We start from the raw sequence: 18,883 nt of genomic DNA on the forward strand, positions 1-18,883 counted from the left end.
GACCCGAGCTAAGGCATTCGAAGAAGTGATCTGCAGGTCCACCACGACGGCGTAGGAGGAAGAACCATGAGCACCACGAGCGTGAGCCAGATCGACCGGACGACCACCCGTCGGCGCCTGATGACGCCGGACGAGCTGGCCGAGTACCTGGGCGTGAGCCTGCACTGCGTCTACGCATGGTCGAGCCGCGGCGGTGGGCCGAACGTGGTCCGCGTCGGCGCCCGGCTGCGTTATCGGCCCGACGACGTCGAGGCGTGGCTCGATCGCGTCACCGACGACCGCGCGGTTGGCTGACCGATGCCTCGCAAGCCCATCGAGCCGGGACGTTGGGGGCAGATCCGCCGCCGTGAGATCTCCCCCGGCGTCTGGCGGGCGCAGGCGCTCTACCGCGACTTCACGGGCGTGCTCCACAAGTACGAGTCCCGTGGACCGTCCGGTGCCGCAGCGCAGCGTCGCCTGGAGGACAGGCTGCACCGTGCGAGCACGGACGGCACGAGCGGCGGCGGTGCCACGATCACGCCGGAGTCCCGGATGACGGTCGTCTTCGACCAGTGGGTGTCAGAGAAGCAGGTCGAGGGTCAGATCACGCCGCAGTCGCTCGCGACGTATCTCGGCGTGCTGGAGCGGGACCTGCGTCCGGCGTTCGGCGCGCTACGGGTGCGCGAGGTCACCCCGGTCGCTGTGAACCGGGTGCTCATGGCGCTGAGCGCGGCGCGGAAGTTCGACACCGCCCGGCAGGCCCGCAACGTGCTGTCGCAGGTGATGATGATGTGCGTCCGGTACGGGGCCGCGCCGTTCAACCCGGTGCGAGACGCCGTGACGGTGCGCAAGCCGCGACGCGACGAGGTCCGTGCCCTCGGGCTGGAGGACATCGCCCTGCTGCGCAAGGCCGTGCGCGAGTGGGAGGACCGTCCCGCGCTTCCTCGAGGTCGCCGGAATATCACGCTGCTGCCGCAGATCGTGGACACGATGCTCGGCACCGGCCTGCGGATCGGTGAGTGCCTGGCGCTACGGGAGGCGGACCTCGACCTCGACGCGCCGGTCCCGACGCTCACCGTCACGGGCACCATCGTTCGAGTCGAGGGCCGGCTGCTGCGGCAGTCCAAGCCCAAGTCGGACACGTCGCGGCGCACCATCACGCTGCCGGCCTTCGTCGTCGCCGCCATCACCGAGGCGCTGGACCTCGGGCTCGACGGCGGGCCGGACGACCTCGTGTTCCCGTCGACCAACGCCACGCCGCGCGCACCGAGCCGGATCCGCGACCAGCTCCGCGACGCCCAGGCCGCCATCGGCACCAAGGTCACGCCGCACGACTTCCGCCGCACCGTCGCCACCCAGGTCGCCAACTCGACCACCATCGCCAACGCGACCGCCTTGCTTGGCCACGCCGACGAGGGCACCACCCGTGCGGCACTATGTGAAGCGGACCCACGTGGCGCCGGACCTGCGAGAAGTGATCGATCAGCTGGTCACTCAGGCTTCGGCATCCGCGACGGACGATGCACCGAAGGGGGCGGCACCGTGATGGCCGAACCGACCGACTTCGGCTGGTCACGCCTGGTCAGACACTCGGTGACCGTCGACGTCGAACTCCGCATGGCGGGCAGAGCTGGCGACGCGCACCCTCGGCCGATCCAGTCCGGATACCGCGCGCAATGGGATGGCCTGCGATATCCGGACGCCCTGCTGTACCGCGACGTCAGGGAAGCCCCGCTCATCCTCGCTAGCCGAACTGCCGTGGCAGCAGGAGAGGTGGCCGTTGCCCGTTTGTACCCCATCGTGCTCAAGGAGTGGGAAGCAACGGCTCCTGGGGATCGCCTCGTGCTGGTCACGGCGGGCTCGCTGAAGCGACTCGGAGAGGCGACCGTCGTGGCGATTCACGGGCTCCGTCCCGGTGGCGCCACGGCATCGACGGGTTCTCTCCCGGAAGGGAAAACGGAGTGAAAAAGGAGTACGGGGAACGACGAAGGACCCCACAGCCGCAGAATCTCGCGGGTGGGGCCCTTCGGGTGGCGGTAGCGGTGGGATTTGAACCCACGGTGGACTTTCACCCACACACGCTTTCGAGGCGTGCTCCTTAGGCCGCTCGGACACGCTACCTCGCCGGAAGAACCGGCCGTCCGAGGATACCCAACGGAACCGCAGACCCGAAATCGTCCCGCGGCGGCCGAGTTCGTCCAGTCTTCACCCAGGCGTCGCCCGGCGGTCCCGCGCCGGGTAGCCCGCGGACCCTAGCGTCGCGGACATGCCCTCCACACGCCTTCGACGCACTGCCACGTCCGCCCTCGCCGTCGCGCTCACCGCCGCCGCTGCGGTGGGCGGCACGACGGCCGTCACCCACGGCACCGACGCCGCCAGCACGGCCGAGACGACGGCCGAGACGCGCGTCACGACGACGCCCGCCTCCTCCCCCGCCCTCGCGTTCGGCGGCAAGGGTCACGGCGGGAGGACGGACGCCGAGCGCGCGTACCGCGACCTGCTGGACCACGACGACGACGCCAAGATCCTCACCGCCGCGCACCGCGGCCAGTGGCGCGACGCCCCCGAGAACTCGCTGCCCGCCATCGAGGCGGCGTTCGACGACGGCGCGGAGATCGTCGAGCTCGACGTGCGGCTCACCTCTGACGGCGTCCCCGTCCTCATGCACGACGAGACCGTCGACCGCACCACCGACGGCAGCGGCGCGGTCTCGTCGTTCACCCTGGCCGAGATCCGCGAGCTGCGGCTCAAGGAGCACCTCGGCGGGGCGCAGACCGCCCTCACCGACGAGCGCGTCCCCACCCTCGCGGAGGCCATGGAGGTCGCCGCCGACCGTGGCCTCGTCAACCTCGACAAGGGCTGGCCGGCGCGCGAGGAGATCTGGGACGTCCTGGCCGACACCGGCACGGTGCGCAACGGGCTGTTCAAGTCGGACGCGCCGGTCGCGGAGGTCGAGGCGTTCCGCGAGGCGCACCCGGGCGCGCTCTACCTGCACATGATCAGCGACGCCAACCTCGCGTCGTTCGACGAGTTCGGCGACGACCAGCCCGTCGGCTACGAGGTCGTGTTCGGCACGGAGCAAGATGCCGTCGCCCGGGCGCCGTTCCTCGAGCGCCTCGCCGGCGGGTCCCGGGTCTGGATCAACTCGATGTGGAACGGCCTCGCCGACCACCTCACCGACGAGGCGTCGCTGATCGACCCGAGCCGCGGCTGGGAGTCCCTCGTCACCACGTTCCGCGCATCGATGATCCAGACGGACGACGTCGTCGCCCTCGAACGCTGGCTGCGCACCGGCGAGGGAGATCGTGCCCCGCGCGGCAGCGTGCGCGTGCAGGCCGAGGACTTCGCCCCCGGCGGCGAGGGAGTCGCCTACCACGACGTCGACGCCGGCAACCGCGGCGGGCTCGACATGCGCCCTGGGGAGGACGTCGACATCTCCGACGCCGACGGGAACGTGCGCGTGTCGTGGCTGCGCGGCGGCGAGTGGCTGACGTACGAGGTCGACGTGCCACGCACCGGCCGCTACGAGCTGTCCGCGCGCGTCTCCTCCCCGTACACGCCCGCCGGCGCGTACACCGTGTCGTTCGACGGCGGCACGGAGAGCGAGCGTGTCGCCGTGCTGAGCACCACGAGCCACAACAAGCAGGAGCTGCAGGCCAGCGGCGTGGTGCAGCGCCTCACGAAGGGCACGCACACGGTGCGCGTGAGCCTTCCCGACGACGCGTACCAGAACTGGAACCTCGACTACCTGCAGTTCGACCCGGTCTCGCGCTGAGGCCACGCCGGTCGAGCCTGCCGACGTCGATCTCGACAGGCTCGACCGGCGGTGTCAGGTGCCGTCGTTTCCGGCGTCGAAGACCCGCGGATAGAGCGCCGCGGCCTCGCTCACCACGGTGGCGTCGATCGACGCCAGCGGCACGGTCGCCACGAGGAGCGGCTCGCAGTCCGGCCCGCGCCCGGCGACGTCGCCCGTGAGCGCCCACGGGAACCGCTCGGGCGTCATGAGGTGCGCGTACTGGCACAGCTGCCGCGCCACCCAGTGCTCCACGGGGCGGTCCCACCACGGCTCCGGGTCCAGCGGGTTCACGCTCAGCCCGGGCAGCAGGCAACCGCTCTCGTGGTCGCGGCTCTCGGCCGAGGAGTCGGCGAGCGGCCCCGCGCTGAACCGCACGTACAGCGGCGTCGCGACGGCGAGCAGCTCGACGACGTCCCCCAGGGCCCGCAGGCGGGGGACGTCGTCGAGCGTGATGGGGCCGCCCGGCACGTGCAGCGCCACGTCCGCCTCCTCGACACGGTCGGTCGCGCCGTCGGGCGCGGCGGTCAGAACACCGGCTTGCCGCCCGTGACGCCGACCACGGTCGCCGAGACGTAGCTCGCGTCCCGCGGGGAGGCGAGGAACACGAACGCGGGCGCCACCTCGGCCGGCTGCCCCGCACGCCCGAGCGGGGTGTCCTGCCCGAACTTCTGCACCTTCTCCTCCGGCTGGGTGGCGGGCTGCAGCGGAGTCCAGATCGGCCCGGGGGCGACGGCGTTCACGCGGATGCCGCGCGCTCCGAGCTCGCCGGCCAGGTTCACCGTGAGGTTGTTGATCGCGGCCTTGGTCGACGCGTAGTCGAGCAGCGACGACGACGGCTCGTACGCCTGGATGGACGAGTTGTTGATGATGCTCGCCCCCTCGCCCAGGTGCTTCAGCGCCGACTGCGTGACCCACACCAGCGCGTAGAGGTTGGTCTTGAGCACGCGGTCGAGCTCGTCGGTCGTGACGTCCTCGACCGAGTCGCGACGCGCCATCTGGAACCCCGCGTTGTTCACCAGGACGTCGAGGCCGCCGAGCTCCTGCACCGCCCGGTCCGGCAGACCGCGCGCCGTCGCCTCGTCGGTGAGGTCGCCCGGCACCAGGGCCGCCCTGCGCCCCGCCTCGCGGATCCACCTCGCGGTCTCCTGAGCGTCCTCCTCCTCCTCGGGCAGGTACCCGATCGCGACGTCGGCGCCCTCGCGTGCGAACGCGATCGCCACGGCCCGTCCGATGCCGGAGTCACCGCCGGTCACGAGGGCGCGCAGCCCGTCGAGCCGCCCCGACCCGCGGTAGCTCTGCTCGCCGTGGTCGGGGGTGGGGGTCATCGCGCCGGTGAGCCCGGGCGGTTCCTGCTGCTGGGCGGGGAACGACTGCTGATCGTCGGCCAAGCTGTCCTCCTCGGTCGTGCGGGTCGGGTCAGGGGCGGGCGTCACGCCGCGCGACGGCGCGCGAGCTGCGCCTCGTGCACGTGCGGGCGCTTGGCGGGCTTCACGGCGGCGAGCGCGTCGCGCACCGCCTCCTTGGCACCGCGGCCGAAGCCTTCGCCGTCCGCCAGGTGCGCCATCATCTGGGTGGCCGCCTCGCGCAGCGTGGCGCCGGTCGCGCCGGCCGCCTCCGTGAGCAGGCTCTCCGCAGCCCCCTCGTCCACGCCGTGCACGGCCATGAGCACGCCCTTGGCCCGCTCGATGGCGGCCGCCGACACGAACGCGCTGTCGAGGGCGCGGCGGACGTCGCGCTGCACCGCCTCGCGCTGCACCGGCGTCACGTCCACCACGTAGCCCGCCACCTCGGGCGGCTCGCCGTCGCGGGTCCGCCGCGCCTGGGCCGTGACCAGCAGGGTCCGCGTGCGGCCGTGGGAGTCCACCACCCGGCGCGCCGTGACCACGGGGCCGCCGGTGCTCAGCACGCGGACGGCGTCGTGCACCACACGGTCGCGGTCGTCGGGATGGAGCCGGGACTCGAGGGCCTCCGGGCCGGGCTCGATCGCGCCCGGCTGCTGGCCGAGCATCGCATCGACCTCGTCGGACCACGACCAGCGCCCGGTCCCTGCCTCGGCCCGGTAGGAGCCGGTCAGCAGATGGGTGCCGACGGCGAGCGCCGAGGCGAGCTGGTCGGTGTCGGCAGGTGAGGTTGTCGTCATCGTGACCTCCGAATGGGGAGGGTCGGTGCCGCTTCCTGACGCCGGCCTCCCACGCTAGCGCCACCGCCCGGGGACGGCCACCTCGCCGTCCTCACCCGGCGTCGAAGCGGTCCTCGCCCTCCTCGTCGGGGTCGTCCTTCGGCTTCTCGCCGGGCACGGCCCCGACGTCGGCAGCCTGGCCGGCGTCGCCGTCGTGCACGGCTCGCTCGCGCTCGGCCTGGTGGCGCGGGTCGTCCTCGTCCGGGCGGTCGCGCTCGGTGGGGTGCTCGCTCATGGGCTTCTCCTCAGCTCTCGGGAACAGGGTGTCAGGACCTTCGGGCAACGTCACGCGGCATTCGCGGGGGTGCATGACGCGTCGTCCCACCCTGGGCCGGGTGCGCGCACCCCGCACCCGGACCCGGGAGGGCGAGCACCGGGCACGCGCCCTACGGTCGAGGGACGGCGTCAAGGAGGGGCGCCCCGGCCGACCCCCGCGACCGCCCGGCCCTGCCGCCGTCGCCCCGAGGAGGCACGATGCCCGCGCACCAGCCCGCACCACCGCCCACCGACCGGCCGCTGCCGCGCCTTGCCGCGGCGCTCGAACGCGCGACGCGCCTCGACCCGTTGGCGGGCCTGTACGACCGGATCTCCCGCACCGTGGTGCCGTCACCGGGCCGGGTGCACGACGAGCTCCGCGGCCGCTCCGTCGGCCACCCCGTGCACAGCGTGCTCACCGACCTGCCGATCGGGCTGTGGACGAGCGCCCTCGCGCTCGACGTCACCCGGCCGGACGGGCACGCCACCGCCGCCCGTCGTCTCGTCGGGCTGGGGCTGCTCGCCGCCCCGCCGACGGCGCTCACCGGCCTCGCCGACTACCGGGCGCTCAGCGAGCCCGCCCGCCGCGTGGCCGCGGTGCACGCGACGTGCAACGGGATCGGCACCGTCCTGGCGCTCGCGTCGTGGCGTGCCCGGCGCAGCGGCCACGACGGTCTCGGCAGCGTGTTGACCCTCGCGGGCATGGGCGTGGTCGGGGCGGCCGGGTACCTGGGCGGCCACGTCGCACAGGCCATGCGCGAGCCACGGCACGTGCCCGGGACGGCGGGGTGAGGCCGCTCAGCGCGGGCCCGGGGTCTCCGACCGGTTCGTGAGGAGGTCCGCCAGCTCGACGGCGATCTGGCGCATGTCCCCGTTGCCGGCGGCGGCGAGCTCCACGATCCGCGACGAGATCTCGCGCAGCGGCACGTTCGAGTGGTTCGAGGCCTCCTTGAGCCACTCGAACGCGCCCTCGATATCGGTGCGGACCGCGCACATGACGACACCCTTGGCCTGCTCGATCGTGGCACGGCTCTCGGCCGACGCCCGGATGCTCCGGGTCGCCCGTACGTCGGCGATGCGCGTGACCGCGGGGGTGACGTCGGTGAAGTAGCCGACCAGCTCGCAGACGGCGCCCGCGGCGTCGGTGTGCCCCTCCCCCACGACCGCCAGGGTCCGCTCCTCGCCGTGGGCGTCCATGATGCGGTGCACGCTGCTGAAGGGCTCGCCGGTGGCGCAGGCACGTCGCAGCACCTGGCTGACCCGGTCCCGGTCGTCAGGGTGCTTGTGCGCCAGGATGAGCTCGGTGGTCGGGACGACGTCGCCCGGCTCGAAGCCGTGGATGCGGTACGTCTCGTCCGACCACCACCACGTGCCCGTGGCGAGATCGTGCCGGTACCGGCCCACCGGATGGCTGGTGCCGAGGGCCAGGGTGCCCTCGATGTCCCATGATGTGGTGTCGGTCATGTGGATCCTCCCGTCGTGGCTCACGCCGCTGGAGATCAAGCCGCCTCATGACTCACCCCGACCGTAGCGTCCTTCGCCACGGGAGGACAGCGGCGGGGTCGGGGGCAGGGTCGGAGGCAGGCTCCCCGCGCTCGAGTGGCGACCATCTCGCCGAGGCCTGCACCATCGTCCGTGCGGCGACCCTTCGGCGGGCGCCGCGGGCCGGATGTCCAGCAGCGCGGCACCCGGTACCCGGGCACCTGCGTGGTGTCAGGGCTGCTCGTGCGGGAGCTGTCCGTCCAGGAGCTCCTGCGGGTGGCCGGCGAGCACCTCCGGCGACGAGGGCGTAGAGGTGCCGGTCCGACGACGCCGCGTCGGGCGGCACGACGGCGAGGGCGACCACACCCGCCGCGACCCGCCGTCGTCCCGTCGACCTCGTCACGCCTGGACGATCAGCACGACCCGCGAGTGCCCGCACGTCGGGCCTGCTCAGGCGCGTTCCCAGCCGTCGCCCATCGCTCGCAGTCCGCTCCCAGGCCGGGCCCAGCACTTCCCTCAGCGGGCGGTGTCCACTGGGTGACGTCCCCACCGACTGACCGTGAACGGTCCCCACGACCCCGGAGCCCGCATGCCTCCCGCAGCCCTGTACGCCGTCGACCTCGTCGCCGTGTCGATCCTGACGTTCGCCCTCTACTTCCCCCGGCACCGCCGCCGCGACCTCGTGGTCGCGTACCTCGGGGTCAACGTCGGGGTGCTGGCGGTCTCGGCCGTGCTGGCGTCGAGCTCGATCGCCGCCGGTCTCGGGCTGGGCCTGTTCGGCGTGCTGTCGATCATCCGGCTGCGGTCCAACGAGCTGTCGCAGCGAGAGGTGGCGTACTACTTCGCGGCGCTGGCCCTGGGGCTGCTGGGCGGGCTCGGCACGTCGGGCGGCTGGATGAGCCTCGCCGGCACGGGCCTCATCCTGCTGGTCATGGCCGTGGCCGACCACCCGCGGCTGCTCTCCCGCCACGCCAGCCAGACGATCGTCCTGGACCGCGCCGTGGCCGACCGTGACGAGCTCACCGCCCACCTCGAGGCGCTGCTCGGCGCCCGCGTGACGTCCGTCAACGTCCAGGAGCTCGACCTCGCGGACGACACCACGCGCGTCGAGGTCCGCTACGAGCTGCCCCGCGAGGGGTCCCGGCCCTCGGCCGCGCAGGCCGAGCCCGAGCAGCGCGCGATGGCGGCGGCCCGATGACGGCGACCACCCTGGGCGCCTCGGAGGCCGCCGTCGCGCAGGGCCTGGCCGGCTGCGACGCCGTCACCCTCGAGGAGCTCGACGACGCCGCCGCGCTGCAGACGCGCGTGGACCGCAAGTACGTGCTCACCACCGGCGAGGTGGCCGCGCTGCTGGCCACCCTCGCCGGGCGGGCATGCCCGCGCGTGCTGGAGATCGACGGCGAGCGCGCGTTCACGTACGACTCCACCTACTACGACACGGCCGACCTGCTGACCTTCCGGATGGCGGCCCGGCGCCGTCGCCGCCGGTTCAAGGTGCGCACCCGCACCTACGTCGACACCGGGAACACGACGTTCCTGGAGGTCAAGACCCGCGCCGCACGCGGCGTCACCGTCAAGGAGCGCTGCCCGTGGGAGCTCGCCGCCCCGCTGGACGGGGCGGGCCTCGCGTTCGTCGACGACCGGCTCGCGGCCGCCCGCCTCGACGCTCCCCCGTCCGCGCAGCTCGCCCCCGTGCTGCGCTCCGCCTACCGGCGCACCACCGTGCTGCTGCCCGACGCCCGCATGACGCTCGACACCGGCCTGCTCTGGCGGCTCGCGTCCACCGGCCCGGGCACCGGCCCGGACACCGACCCGCACCGCGACCGCACGGCCGACGTCGGCGACCTCGTGGTCGTCGAGACCAAGGCCGGCACCGCGCCGTCGTCCGCCGACCGCGCCCTGTGGCGCGCCGGCCACCGCCCCGACCGCATCTCCAAGTACGCGACCGGGCTCGCCACCCTGCGGCCCGACCTGCCCGACCACCCCTGGCGCCGCCTGCGGCGCGAGCGGCTCGGCGTCGCCTGACCTCCCCACCCCGAGAGGACCGAACCATGCGCATCCCCCGCCCGAAGAAGACCCTCTGGACCCGCACCCTGGCGCTCGCCGCCGCCGGCACCCTGACCGTCGGCGCGCTCGCCGCGTGCGACGCCGGCTCCGCCACGTCCGCGACGACCGACGGCTCCGGCACCACCGCCGAGATCTCTGCGACGGACAACTCCGGCCGGTCCGCGCAGGACGTCCTCGCGGAGAACCTGTCGTCCGACGAGACGGCAGCCCTGGCCGACGCGACCTGGGACGCGGCCGACGAGGTCGCCGTCTCGCTCGACGGCGACACCGCGTCGGCCTCCGGCGACGGCGTCACCGTCGACGGGTCGACCGTCACCATCACCGAGCCCGGCACCTACCGGCTCTCCGGCACCCTCGATGACGGCCAGGTCGTGGTCGACTCGTCGACCGACGGCGTCGTGCGTCTCGTGCTCGACGGCGCGGACGTCACCAGCTCCACCGGCGCCGCGATCGACGTCCAGGACGCCGACCAGGTGTCCGTCGTGCTCGCCGACGGCTCCACGAACCGTCTGGAGGACGCGCAGGAGTACGCCGACACGACGTCGGACAACGCGGCCAGCGCCGCCCTCTACTCGACCGCGGACCTGGCGATCTCCGGCGACGGCTCCCTCGAGGTGGTCGGCAACGGAGGCGACGGCATCACCGGCAAGGACGGGCTCGTCATCGCGAGCGGCAGCATCTCCGTCGACGCCGCCGACGACGCGATCCGCGGCAAGGACTACCTCGTCGTCTCCGGCGGCACGATCGACGTCACCGCCGGCGGCGACGGGCTGAAGTCCGACGCCGACGACGACGCCACCGCCGGGTACGTCGCGCTCACCGGCGGCGAGCTCACCGTGGACGCCGGCTCCGACGGCGTGCAGGGCTTCACCGACGTCGCGATCACGGACGGCACGCTCGCCGTCACCGGCTCCGAGGAGGGCATCGAGGCCGCGACCATCGCCCTCTCCGGCGGCGACGTCGACATCACCTCCACCGACGACGGCCTCAACGCGACGGTCAAGGAGGCGGAGGACGACACCGCCGCCGACGACGCGAGCGACGACTCGACCGACTCGACGACGGGCTCAACCGATGACCAGCAGGCGCAGGACCAGGGCACTGCGCCGGAGCCGCCCGCCGACGGCGAGATGCCGGCCGGTGAGATGCCGGCCGGCGAGCCGCCGACGGACGGCCAGGCACCCACCGACGGCCAGGTGCCGCAGGGCGGCGGGATGGGCGAGGTCCAGGACGGCGCGTCGCTGACGATCACGGGCGGCACGCTGCACGTGGACGCCGAGGGCGACGGGCTGGACTCCAACGGCGTCGCGGAGATCAGCGGCGGCGACGTCGTCGTCGAGGGCCCGACGAACGGCGGCAACGGCGCGCTCGACTCCGCCGGCGGCCTCACCGTCTCGGGCGGCACGGTGCTCGCGGTCGGCTCGTCGGGCATGGCCGAGGCCCCCGGCGACGACTCGTCGCAGGGCTGGGTGGCGCTCACCGCCGACTCGACGCTCGAGGCCGGCACCGAGGTGGCGGTCGTGGACGCCGACGGCACCGAGGTCGCCACGATCACGCTCGCCAGGACGGCCCAGTCCGTCGTCTACAGCGGCCCCGAGATCACCGACGGCGACACGTACACGCTCACCGCCGACGGCGAGGAGATCGGCACCGCCACCGCGGGCGAGGCCCCCGCAGGAGGCATGGGCGGCCCCGGCGGCGGCCAGGGCCGGCCGGGCACCCAGGACGACTCGACCGACCAGAGCACCCAGGCCGACCAGTCGTCGTCCACCACCACGAGCTGATCGCGAGGTAGTTCAGATCCTGCCGAGGTAGTTCAGGTCCTGCCGAGGTAGTTCGAACTACCTCGGCAGGATCTGAACTACCTCGCGGAGAGATGGACTACCTCGGCAGGATCCGGACTACCTCGGCGGGACGGGTGGCCTCCCGTCCCGCGACGTACGCTCGGAGGCGTGCAACCCGTGCCCCGGCCGCTCGCCCCGACGTACCAGGACCGGCGGTGGGAGCTCCCGCCCGACGCCGTGGTGCACCACGGCACGATCGACGACGCCGTCCGCCTGCTGACAGGACGCACGGTCACGGCGCTGACGGGTGCGGGCGTGTCGACGGACTCGGGCATCCCGGACTACCGCAGCCCGGACTCACCGAAGCGCGCGCCGATGACGTACCAGCAGTTCGTGGCCGACGAGGCGTTCCGCCGCCACTACTGGGCGCGCAACCACGTGGGCTGGCAGGTGGTGCACCGCACGGAGCCGAACGCGGGGCACCGCGCGCTCGCCCGGCTGGAGGACCGCCGTGTGCTGCGCGGCGTCATCACGCAGAACGTGGACCTGCTGCACGAGGACGCAGGCTCACGGCACGTCATCGACCTGCACGGCCGCTACGACCGGGTGATCTGCCTGCAGTGCGGGCGCGTGATCTCCCGCGCGCACCTGGCCGAGCGGCTGGACGCGCTCAACCCGGGCTTCGTCGAGTCCGTGCTCGACGACGGCGCGACCGTCGCGGACATCGAGACCGCGCCGGACGCGGACGCCGTCATCGAGCAGACCAGCCACTTCGTGCCGGCGCCGTGCGAGTTCTGCGGCGGGGTGCTCAAGCCGGAGATCGTGTACTTCGGCGAGAACGTGCCGCGCGAGCGGGTGCAGCGCGCGTACGCCCTGGTCGACGACGCCGACGCGCTGCTGGTGGCGGGCACGTCGCTCACCGTGATGAGCGGGCTGCGGTTCGTGCGGCACGCGGCGAAGGCGGACAAGCCGGTCGTCATCGTCAATCGCGGCGAGACGCGCGGGGACCCGCTCGCCACGATCAAGGTCGACGACGGCGTCACCGAGACGCTCGTCGCGCTGGCCGACCGGCTCTGACGGCCGCGGCGCGGCCTCAGGGCAGCAGGTACGCCACGTCCCCGTTGGACGACCGGACCTCCACGCTGCGGTCCGCGCCGGGGTCGGTCGGCCCCTCGGTGGTCTGCCCGCCGTTCGACGTCTCGATCGTGAGCCGCACGGGCTCGCCGTCGCCGACGACGGTGACGTCGCCGTTGCTGGACTCGGCCCGGACGTCCCCGGTCACGCCGGCGACCTCCACCCGGCCGTTGCTCGTGTCCGCCTCGAGGGAGCCGTCGACGCCCGTCACCTCGATCGACCCGTTCGACGACGTCGCGACGACGTCGCCGACCGCCTCGTCCACGACGACGTCGCCGTTGCTGGAGCCGGCGTCGAGCCCGCCGCCCGCGCCCGCGACCTGGACGTCGCCGTTGCTCGACCGCAGCTCGGCGCCGCCCACGACGCCGGACGCGACGACGTCGCCGTTGGACGTGCGCACGACCAGCGCGGTGTCGGCGGGGAGGGTGACGGCGAGGTCCCCGGCGCAGCGGCTGGCGATCCACTGCCAGCGCTGGCACTCGTGGGTCACGACGAGCCGGTCCGCGCCCTCGTCGGCCCGGTAGGTGGGGCTGGTGAGGCCGTGGCGTGCGATCCGGTCGACCTCGACCTGGCCGCCGTCGGTGGCCTTGACGGTCACGTCCCCGTCGGCGACCAGCTCGACCGTGGGGACGGACCCGTACGTCTCGTGCTGCGTCGTCGTGCTCGCCATCGCGCGGTCGACGAGGAACACCGCGCCCCACAGCACGGCCAGGACGGCGACGGCGGCGCCGGTGACGAGCAGCGCGCGCGCCACGGGGCTGCGGTGCGGCTCCGGCGGGGCGGGCACGGGGGCGGGTCCGGTCGCGGTCATGGTCGGGCTCCGTTCTCGTCGAGCCACCGCAGGACGGCGAGGACGCGGCGGTTGTCGTCGGCGTCGGGCGGCAGCCCGAGCTTGGTGAGGATGCTGGTGACGTGCTTCTCGACGGCGGGCATCCCGACGACGAGACGGTCCGCGATGGCCGTGTTGGAGCGGCCCTCGGCCATGAGCGCGAGCACCTCGCGCTCGCGCCGGGTGAGCTGGTCGAGGTCGGAGCGGCGACTGCGGGCGATGACCTGCGAGACCACCTCGGGGTCGATGACGGTGCCGCCGGCGGCGACCCGGTCGACGGCGTCGAGGAAGGCGTCGACGTCGGCCACCCGGTCCTTGAGCACGTACCCGAGCCCGCGGGCGCCGCGGGCGAACAGCTCGGCGGCGTAACGCTGCTCCACGTACTGCGAGAGCACCAGCACGGGCAGCTCGGGGTGCAGGCTGCGCAGGTGCAGCGCGGCGCGCAGCCCTTCGTCGGTGTGCGACGGCGGCATCCGGACGTCCGTGACCAGCAGGTCGGGCAGCCCGACATCAGGCCGCGAGAGGGCGGCGACCAGCTCGTCGGCGGTGCGGTGGCCCGTCACCGTGTGGCCCTCGGCGGCCAGCAGCCGGGTGAGGCCGTCCAGGAGGAGCACGGAGTCCTCGGTGATCACGATGCGCACGGCACCTCCACGGTGAGTCGGGTGCCCGCGCCGGGCGGGCTGTCGAGCGCGAAGGCCCCGTCGAGCGCGGCGACGCGCCCCCGCAGACCGGCGAGTCCGCTGCCGGGCGACGGCTCCGCGCCGCCGCGCCCGTCGTCCTCCACGACGACGCGCAGGCGGGCGCCGTCGTCCGTGACGTCGGCGCGCACCCGGACGGTGTCGGCTGCGGCGTGCTTGGCCACGTTGGTGAGCGCCTCGGCGACGACGAAGTAGGCCGCCGCCTGCGCGGCCGAACCTGCCCGGGAGACGTCGGGCGACGACTCGACCCGCACCGGCACGGGGCTGCGGGCCGCCAGCGCGGACAGGGCCGCGTCCAGACCGCGGTCGGACAGGACGGCGGGGTGGATGCCGCGCACGAGGTCGCGCAGCTCGGCGAGCGTCGCCTTGACCTCGTCGTGCGCATGCTCGAGGGCCGCGGCGGACGCGGCCGGGTCGCGCTCGGCGAGCCGGCGGGCGACGCCGAGCTCCACGCCCAGCGCGACGAGCCGCTGCTGGGCGCCGTCGTGCAGGTCGCGCTCGATGCGGCGGCGTTCGGCGTCGGCCGCGGCGACGGCCTGCGACCGGGTCTCGCTGAGGACGACGGCGCGCTCCCGCGCCGCCGTCGCCGCGTGCTCGGCGTCGCGCGCCCGCTCCCGGGCGAGGTCCGCGGCGGACGGCCCGAGGCACGCCTGCGCCAGCCACAGCACGAGCGTGGTGCCGGCCTGGGCGACCGCCGCCCCGAGCCACAGCAGGAGGGCGGCGCCGAGGGCGCCGCCGACCAGCGCGACCGGCCACGCGAGCCCTGCCTCGCCGCCGAGGGCGCCGATCCCGCCACGCGCCATGACGACGACGAACGCGATCGCGCCCGCGACGAGCCCGACCACGGCGGCGAGGAAGGCGGCCGACACCGGCATGGCGACGAACGCGTACCCCGCGGCCGCCCACGCCCGCCCGTCGCGCAGCCTCGCCCGGAGGGAGGCCCACGACCGGGGCAGCCCGGCCGCGGCCGGGCGCGGTCCGGGCACCACGACGCCGGTCTGGGCGGCGAGCCGCGCCCGCTCGAGGGCGGCGAACCACCGGGCCGCGGAGAGGGTGACCCCGAGGGCGAGCAGCCCCAGCCCGAGGGCGGGGACGAGGGCGGACGACACCACGACGAGCACCCACACGACGACGCCGGCGCTCGCGAGCCACACCGTGCCGACGGCGAGCTGCGCGACCGCGCGGCCCGTCGCCGGGTCCACGGGCGCGCGCAGCAGCCCGGCCCGGGAGGTCAGGGCCGGGGCGGCGTCGACCCTGCGGCCGGGAGCGTCCGTGCTGGTCATGCTCTCGAGACTAGGCTGCGGCGTATCGGCCGGACAGTCCGCGCACCCACGTCGTCACGGTAGGGAAATCCCACGCCGCCGGGGTCCCGGGACGACGGCCGGAAGGAGGCGACATGCTTGATGCCGTCGTGGTCGGGTCGGGCCCCAACGGGCTCGCGGCGGCCGTCACCCTGGCCCGGGCCGGGCTCTCGGTGACGGTGCTGGAGGCCAACGCGACGCCCGGCGGCGGGGCCCGCACCCTGGCGCCCGGGGACGACGGCGACCTGCTCGCCGGCCTGCCGGAGGGCGTCGTGCACGACGTCTGCTCCGCCGGGCACCCCATGGCGTGGGCGTCGCCGTTCTTCCGCGCCTTCGACCTGCCGGCGTACGGCGTCGAGCTGCTCACCCCCGAGGCGTCGTACGCGCAGCCGCTGCCGGACGGCCCCGCGGGCGTCGCCTACCGCTCGCTGGAGCGCACGGCGGAGCGGCTCGGCCCGGACGGCGCCGCGTGGCGCGCGCTGCTGGGCCCGCTCGCCGAGCAGTGGGAGGCGGTCGTGGCCGTCGCGCTGGGTGACCGGCGCTCCGTGCCTCCCGGCGTGCTCGACGGCGCCGACCCGGCGCGCGCCGTGCTGGCAGCCGCCCGGTTCGGTCTGGGCCTCGCGGAGCAGGGCACCCGTGCGTGGGACGCGCGGTTCACCCTCGAGGCGGCGCCCGCACTCCTCAGCGGCATCGCCGCGCACACGATCGTCCGGCTGCCGTCGCTGTCCGCGGCGGGCACCTCGCTGCTGCTCGGCGCGCTCGCGCACGCGGCCCCGGCACGCCGAGATCGAGGCGGGGAGCCCGAGGTCGATGTCCCGGACCTCGACCTCGGGCGCTCGCCTCGACCTCGCGGGTTCGACGGCGGGTGGGCGATCCCCCGTGGCGGGTCCGGGGCGATCACGGCCGCGCTCGTCGCCGACCTGGAGGCCCACGGCGGCACGGTCGTCACGGGGCACCGGGTGCTCAGCCCGGCGGACCTGCCCGCCGCGCGCGTCGTCCTGTTCGACACGACGCCCCGCACCCTGCTCGACGTGCTCGGCCCCGCCGTCCCGCCCGGTCTGCGGCGCGCGCTCGAGGGGTTCCGGTACGGCAACGCCGCCGCCAAGGTGGACTACGTGCTCTCCGGCCCGGTGCCGTGGGCCGACCCGGCGGTCGGCCGTGCCGGCACGGTGCACGTGGGCGGCACGCGCGCCGAGATGGCGCGGGCCGAGAACGAGGTCGCCGCGGGCCGGCACGCGCCACGGCCCGTCTGCCTGGTCAGCGACCCGACGGTCGTCGACACCTCGCGCCGGCGCACCACGCCCGACGGCGAGCTGCGCCCCCTGTGGACGTACACGCACGTGCCCGCGGGCTCCGACGTGGACGTCACCGAGACCGTCACCGCCCAGATCGAGCGGTTCGCGCCGGGGTTCCGCGACCTCGTCGTCGGCGTGCGCGGCATCCCCGCCACCCGGATGGCGGAGCACAACGAGAACTACGTCGGCGGGGACATCTCCGCCGGCGCCGCGACGATGTGGCAGATGCTGGCCCGTCCCACCCTGCGCCCGGACCCGTACCGCATGGCCGGCGGCGTGTACCTCTGCTCCGCGTCGGCGCCGCCCGGCCCCGGCGTGCACGGGATGGGCGGGTGGCACGCGGCCCGCCGCGCGCTGCGCGACGTCTTCGGGATCCGCGTCGCGGCCCTCTGACGCCCGCCGGCTCTCGTCAGCCCCCGTCAGGCCCACGTGGTCGCGCGCCCGCGCAGGTCGGTGATCCCGACCCGCCCGGTCGGCGAGAGCGTCGTGACCAGCCCGCGTGCGGCCCACCGGCCGGCGTAGCGGGCCGCGAGCGCCGCCTCCGCCGCGGGGTCACCGGCGTCGGCGGCGACCAGCAGCGCGGCGAGCTCGTCGGCGAGCGCGTCCAGCTCCTCCGAGGTCGGCTCGGGCGCCGAGGCCGACGACGGCTCGGGACCGTCCTCGCGCGCCTGTGCCCAGAGCGCCGCGACGCCCGGGACGTCGTCGGGCACGACGCCCCACACGTCCCACAGCAGCACCTCGTCGCGCATCCGGTGCGCCAGCTCGAGCATCACGTAGCCGCGCACGAAGTCCTTGCCGCACAGCTCGGGCAGCTCCGGCCCGACGCCGTACGACGCCGGGTCCACCTCGCCCGCGCGGATCGCGCGCCACACCTCGGCGGCGGTGGGGAACGGCGACGCGGGCCCGGTGGGCATGTCGCGCACGTCGAACTCCCAGGACCCGTCGGGGGTCAGCTCCGGGTCCCAGCGCACCCACCGCTCCCCCGCCGCGTCCCAGTGCTCGACGACGACGTGGTCGTGGAAGAACGGCGGCTCGAAGTACGCGGCGAACCCGATCCGCGACCGGGCCGGCACGCCGTGCTGGCGCAGCACGGCGAGGGAGAACAGGGTGTGGTCGCGGCAGCAGCCCGCGACCATCTGGCCCGGCGCCCGACCCTCCGTCAACGGTCCGGGGCGGCGCTCGGTGGCGGCGTCGAGGGTCGACGCCAGCCACCAGCGGTCGATGTCCGCGCGCTGCTCGTCACGCAGCGGCACCCCGCCGGCGCGGTAGTGCACGATCGTCGCGCACGCGGCCCGGCCGATCTCGGCCCGGTCGGGCGCGACGGCGGCGAGCAGGTCAGCGTGCGGGCCGGGGTCGGAGTACGCGCTGTGCCGGGCGTAGTCGGCCAACGTCGGTGCCGCCGTGCTCGCCGTCGTGCGTGCTGTCGCGTCCATGCCGTGGTGACCTCCGTCGTCGTCCGGGCTCATCGGCCCGCACGCACGTCGTCGTCAGCGGCGGGACTCGAAGAAGTCTCGCAGGATCCGCCCACACTCGTCCTCGCGGACCCCGCCGACCACCTCGACGGCGTGGTTGGCGCGCTGGTCGCGCACCAGGTCCCAGACGGAGCCGGTGGCGCCGGCCTTCGGGTCCCAGGCCCCGAGCACGAGCCGCCGCACCCGCGCGGCCACGAGCGCGCCCGCGCACATCACGCACGGCTCGAGGGTGACGACGAGCGTGCAGCCCTCGAGCCGCCACTCGCCCCGGGTCAGGGCGGCCTGCCGCAGCGCGAGCACCTCGGCGTGCGCCGTCGGGTCGCCGGCCTCCTCGCGGCGGTTGCGGCCGAGCCCGACGAGCCGGCCGTCCGCGTCGACGACGAGCGCCCCCACGGGCACGTCGTCGCTGGCCAGCGCGTGCGACGCCTCGTGCAGCGCCATCCCCATGAGCGCGTCCCACACCTGCCGCCGGCCGCTGACCGTGGGCGGGGGGAACTCGCCGTCGGCCCACGGCAGGGCGAGGCCGGATGCTGCGCGGCCGGGCTCGGCGTCGGACGTCACAGGCCCAGGCTAACGGCGGGGAGGTGCCGCGGGCCCTCGCGCCGGTACCGT

Annotated in this window: 19 protein-coding genes and 1 tRNA gene; 9 read left to right on the forward strand and 11 right to left on the reverse strand. The window is 74.7% G+C overall.

Translation table 11 applies throughout. The features are described from left to right. The first annotated feature begins 66 nt into the window (after positions 1 to 66). On the forward strand, positions 67 to 294 hold the full coding sequence (locus B5Y66_RS04085; protein WP_079571278.1) for a helix-turn-helix domain-containing protein: 228 nt from the start codon (positions 67 to 69) through the stop codon (positions 292 to 294). A gap of 237 nt (positions 295 to 531) precedes the next feature. Continuing rightward, positions 532 to 1,944 carry a tyrosine-type recombinase/integrase gene (locus B5Y66_RS04090; RefSeq protein ID WP_176168772.1) on the forward strand — a complete coding sequence of 471 codons (1,413 nt, stop codon included), beginning with the start codon at positions 532 to 534 and terminating at the stop codon, positions 1,942 to 1,944. Positions 1,945 to 2,010: 66 nt separating this feature from the next. On the opposite strand, the gene B5Y66_RS04095 is transcribed toward B5Y66_RS04090, so the two are convergent. Continuing rightward, positions 2,011 to 2,100 (reverse strand) — tRNA-Ser (locus B5Y66_RS04095). 145 nt (positions 2,101 to 2,245) lie between these two features. Here B5Y66_RS04095 and B5Y66_RS04100 point away from each other — a divergent pair. Then, positions 2,246 to 3,754, forward strand: a complete 1,509-nt coding sequence (locus tag B5Y66_RS04100; RefSeq protein WP_079571284.1) for a glycerophosphodiester phosphodiesterase family protein — start codon at positions 2,246 to 2,248, stop codon at positions 3,752 to 3,754. A gap of 54 nt (positions 3,755 to 3,808) precedes the next feature. Here B5Y66_RS04100 and B5Y66_RS04105 read toward each other — a convergent pair whose 3' ends face one another. The 4 genes from B5Y66_RS04105 to B5Y66_RS04120 form a co-directional block, all read right to left on the reverse strand. Beyond that, the gene (locus B5Y66_RS04105; RefSeq protein ID WP_245806905.1) at positions 3,809 to 4,255 is read right to left on the reverse strand and encodes a DUF6098 family protein; all 447 of its coding nucleotides are present in this window, start codon (positions 4,253 to 4,255) and stop codon (positions 3,809 to 3,811) included. Between the two features lie 44 nt (positions 4,256 to 4,299). Next, positions 4,300 to 5,100, reverse strand: a complete 801-nt coding sequence (locus tag B5Y66_RS04110) for an SDR family oxidoreductase (protein ID WP_079571811.1) — start codon at positions 5,098 to 5,100, stop codon at positions 4,300 to 4,302. A gap of 104 nt (positions 5,101 to 5,204) precedes the next feature. Then, on the reverse strand, positions 5,205 to 5,915 hold the full coding sequence (locus tag B5Y66_RS04115) for a PAS and ANTAR domain-containing protein (RefSeq protein WP_079571286.1): 711 nt from the start codon (positions 5,913 to 5,915) through the stop codon (positions 5,205 to 5,207). Positions 5,916 to 6,006: 91 nt separating this feature from the next. Further along, complete coding sequence (locus B5Y66_RS04120) at positions 6,007 to 6,189, reverse strand: hypothetical protein (RefSeq protein ID WP_079571288.1); 183 nt, start codon at positions 6,187 to 6,189, stop codon at positions 6,007 to 6,009. Between the two features lie 239 nt (positions 6,190 to 6,428). Between B5Y66_RS04120 and B5Y66_RS04125 the strand changes: the two genes are divergently transcribed. Further along, positions 6,429 to 7,001 carry a DUF2231 domain-containing protein gene (locus B5Y66_RS04125; RefSeq protein WP_079571290.1) on the forward strand — a complete coding sequence of 191 codons (573 nt, stop codon included), beginning with the start codon at positions 6,429 to 6,431 and terminating at the stop codon, positions 6,999 to 7,001. A gap of 6 nt (positions 7,002 to 7,007) precedes the next feature. Here B5Y66_RS04125 and B5Y66_RS04130 read toward each other — a convergent pair whose 3' ends face one another. Beyond that, the gene (locus tag B5Y66_RS04130) at positions 7,008 to 7,673 is read right to left on the reverse strand and encodes a PAS and ANTAR domain-containing protein (RefSeq protein ID WP_079571293.1); all 666 of its coding nucleotides are present in this window, start codon (positions 7,671 to 7,673) and stop codon (positions 7,008 to 7,010) included. A 607-nt stretch (positions 7,674 to 8,280) separates the two neighbouring features. Between B5Y66_RS04130 and B5Y66_RS04135 the strand changes: the two genes are divergently transcribed. From B5Y66_RS04135 to B5Y66_RS04150, 4 genes are all read left to right on the forward strand, one after another. Then, the gene (locus B5Y66_RS04135) at positions 8,281 to 8,889 is read left to right on the forward strand and encodes a DUF4956 domain-containing protein (protein WP_079571296.1); all 609 of its coding nucleotides are present in this window, start codon (positions 8,281 to 8,283) and stop codon (positions 8,887 to 8,889) included. Further along, a complete protein-coding gene (locus B5Y66_RS04140) occupies positions 8,886 to 9,716 on the forward strand; it encodes a polyphosphate polymerase domain-containing protein (RefSeq protein ID WP_079571299.1) in 831 nt (276 codons plus the stop codon). Before B5Y66_RS04135 ends, B5Y66_RS04140 begins: the two co-directional genes overlap by 4 nt. Before the next feature lie 26 nt (positions 9,717 to 9,742). Then, entirely contained in the window at positions 9,743 to 11,542 is a 1,800-nt protein-coding gene (locus tag B5Y66_RS04145) for a carbohydrate-binding domain-containing protein (RefSeq protein ID WP_079571305.1), read from the forward strand. Positions 11,543 to 11,710: 168 nt separating this feature from the next. Further along, positions 11,711 to 12,619, forward strand: coding sequence for an NAD-dependent protein deacetylase (locus tag B5Y66_RS04150; protein WP_139820706.1), 909 nt, complete (start codon positions 11,711 to 11,713; stop codon positions 12,617 to 12,619). A 16-nt stretch (positions 12,620 to 12,635) separates the two neighbouring features. Here B5Y66_RS04150 and B5Y66_RS04155 read toward each other — a convergent pair whose 3' ends face one another. Genes B5Y66_RS04155 through B5Y66_RS04165 form a run of 3 tightly spaced genes read right to left on the reverse strand, consistent with a single transcriptional unit; the run spans position 12,636 to position 15,486 of the window. Beyond that, positions 12,636 to 13,487 carry a DUF4097 family beta strand repeat-containing protein gene (locus B5Y66_RS04155; RefSeq protein ID WP_079571307.1) on the reverse strand — a complete coding sequence of 284 codons (852 nt, stop codon included), beginning with the start codon at positions 13,485 to 13,487 and terminating at the stop codon, positions 12,636 to 12,638. Then, the gene (locus tag B5Y66_RS04160; protein ID WP_079571311.1) at positions 13,484 to 14,146 is read right to left on the reverse strand and encodes a response regulator transcription factor; all 663 of its coding nucleotides are present in this window, start codon (positions 14,144 to 14,146) and stop codon (positions 13,484 to 13,486) included. The genes B5Y66_RS04155 and B5Y66_RS04160 overlap by 4 nt, the downstream gene beginning before the upstream one ends. Next, positions 14,134 to 15,486 (reverse strand): sensor histidine kinase, encoded by a 1,353-nt coding sequence (locus tag B5Y66_RS04165; RefSeq protein ID WP_079571314.1) that lies wholly within the window; start codon positions 15,484 to 15,486, stop codon positions 14,134 to 14,136. Before B5Y66_RS04165 ends, B5Y66_RS04160 begins: the two co-directional genes overlap by 13 nt. A 113-nt stretch (positions 15,487 to 15,599) precedes the next feature. Here B5Y66_RS04165 and B5Y66_RS04170 point away from each other — a divergent pair, with 113 nt between their 5' ends. Further along, positions 15,600 to 17,192 carry a phytoene desaturase family protein gene (locus tag B5Y66_RS04170; RefSeq protein WP_079571316.1) on the forward strand — a complete coding sequence of 531 codons (1,593 nt, stop codon included), beginning with the start codon at positions 15,600 to 15,602 and terminating at the stop codon, positions 17,190 to 17,192. 26 nt (positions 17,193 to 17,218) lie between these two features. Here the strand turns inward: B5Y66_RS04170 and B5Y66_RS04175 are convergent, their stop codons facing one another. Both B5Y66_RS04175 and B5Y66_RS04180 read right to left on the reverse strand, forming a co-directional pair. After that, positions 17,219 to 18,232, reverse strand: coding sequence for a transglutaminase domain-containing protein (locus B5Y66_RS04175; protein WP_079571816.1), 1,014 nt, complete (start codon positions 18,230 to 18,232; stop codon positions 17,219 to 17,221). Between the two features lie 54 nt (positions 18,233 to 18,286). Then, positions 18,287 to 18,832, reverse strand: coding sequence for a nucleoside deaminase (locus tag B5Y66_RS04180; protein WP_322788687.1), 546 nt, complete (start codon positions 18,830 to 18,832; stop codon positions 18,287 to 18,289). Positions 18,833 to 18,883 lie beyond the last annotated feature (51 nt).

Source organism: Krasilnikoviella flava (assembly GCF_900167525.1).
In the GTDB taxonomy this organism is placed as follows: domain Bacteria; phylum Actinomycetota; class Actinomycetes; order Actinomycetales; family Cellulomonadaceae; genus Isoptericola; species Isoptericola flavus.

Bases quoted from the DNA above. Each gene is read 5' to 3' on its own strand.
- B5Y66_RS04085 (WP_079571278.1), top strand. From the start codon at position 67: ATGAGCACCACGAGCGTGAGCCAGATCGACCGGACGACCACCCGTCGG.
- B5Y66_RS04090 (WP_176168772.1), top strand. From the start codon at position 532: ATGACGGTCGTCTTCGACCAGTGGGTGTCAGAGAAGCAGGTCGAGGGT.
- B5Y66_RS04100 (WP_079571284.1), top strand. From the start codon at position 2,246: ATGCCCTCCACACGCCTTCGACGCACTGCCACGTCCGCCCTCGCCGTC.
- B5Y66_RS04110 (WP_079571811.1), bottom strand. From the start codon at position 5,100: ATGACCCCCACCCCCGACCACGGCGAGCAGAGCTACCGCGGGTCGGGG.
- B5Y66_RS04115 (WP_079571286.1), bottom strand. From the start codon at position 5,915: ATGACGACAACCTCACCTGCCGACACCGACCAGCTCGCCTCGGCGCTC.
- B5Y66_RS04120 (WP_079571288.1), bottom strand. From the start codon at position 6,189: ATGAGCGAGCACCCCACCGAGCGCGACCGCCCGGACGAGGACGACCCG.
- B5Y66_RS04125 (WP_079571290.1), top strand. From the start codon at position 6,429: ATGCCCGCGCACCAGCCCGCACCACCGCCCACCGACCGGCCGCTGCCG.
- B5Y66_RS04130 (WP_079571293.1), bottom strand. From the start codon at position 7,673: ATGACCGACACCACATCATGGGACATCGAGGGCACCCTGGCCCTCGGC.
- B5Y66_RS04135 (WP_079571296.1), top strand. From the start codon at position 8,281: ATGCCTCCCGCAGCCCTGTACGCCGTCGACCTCGTCGCCGTGTCGATC.
- B5Y66_RS04140 (WP_079571299.1), top strand. From the start codon at position 8,886: ATGACGGCGACCACCCTGGGCGCCTCGGAGGCCGCCGTCGCGCAGGGC.
- B5Y66_RS04145 (WP_079571305.1), top strand. From the start codon at position 9,743: ATGCGCATCCCCCGCCCGAAGAAGACCCTCTGGACCCGCACCCTGGCG.
- B5Y66_RS04155 (WP_079571307.1), bottom strand. From the start codon at position 13,487: ATGACCGCGACCGGACCCGCCCCCGTGCCCGCCCCGCCGGAGCCGCAC.
- B5Y66_RS04165 (WP_079571314.1), bottom strand. From the start codon at position 15,486: ATGACCAGCACGGACGCTCCCGGCCGCAGGGTCGACGCCGCCCCGGCC.
- B5Y66_RS04170 (WP_079571316.1), top strand. From the start codon at position 15,600: ATGCTTGATGCCGTCGTGGTCGGGTCGGGCCCCAACGGGCTCGCGGCG.
- B5Y66_RS04175 (WP_079571816.1), bottom strand. From the start codon at position 18,232: ATGGACGCGACAGCACGCACGACGGCGAGCACGGCGGCACCGACGTTG.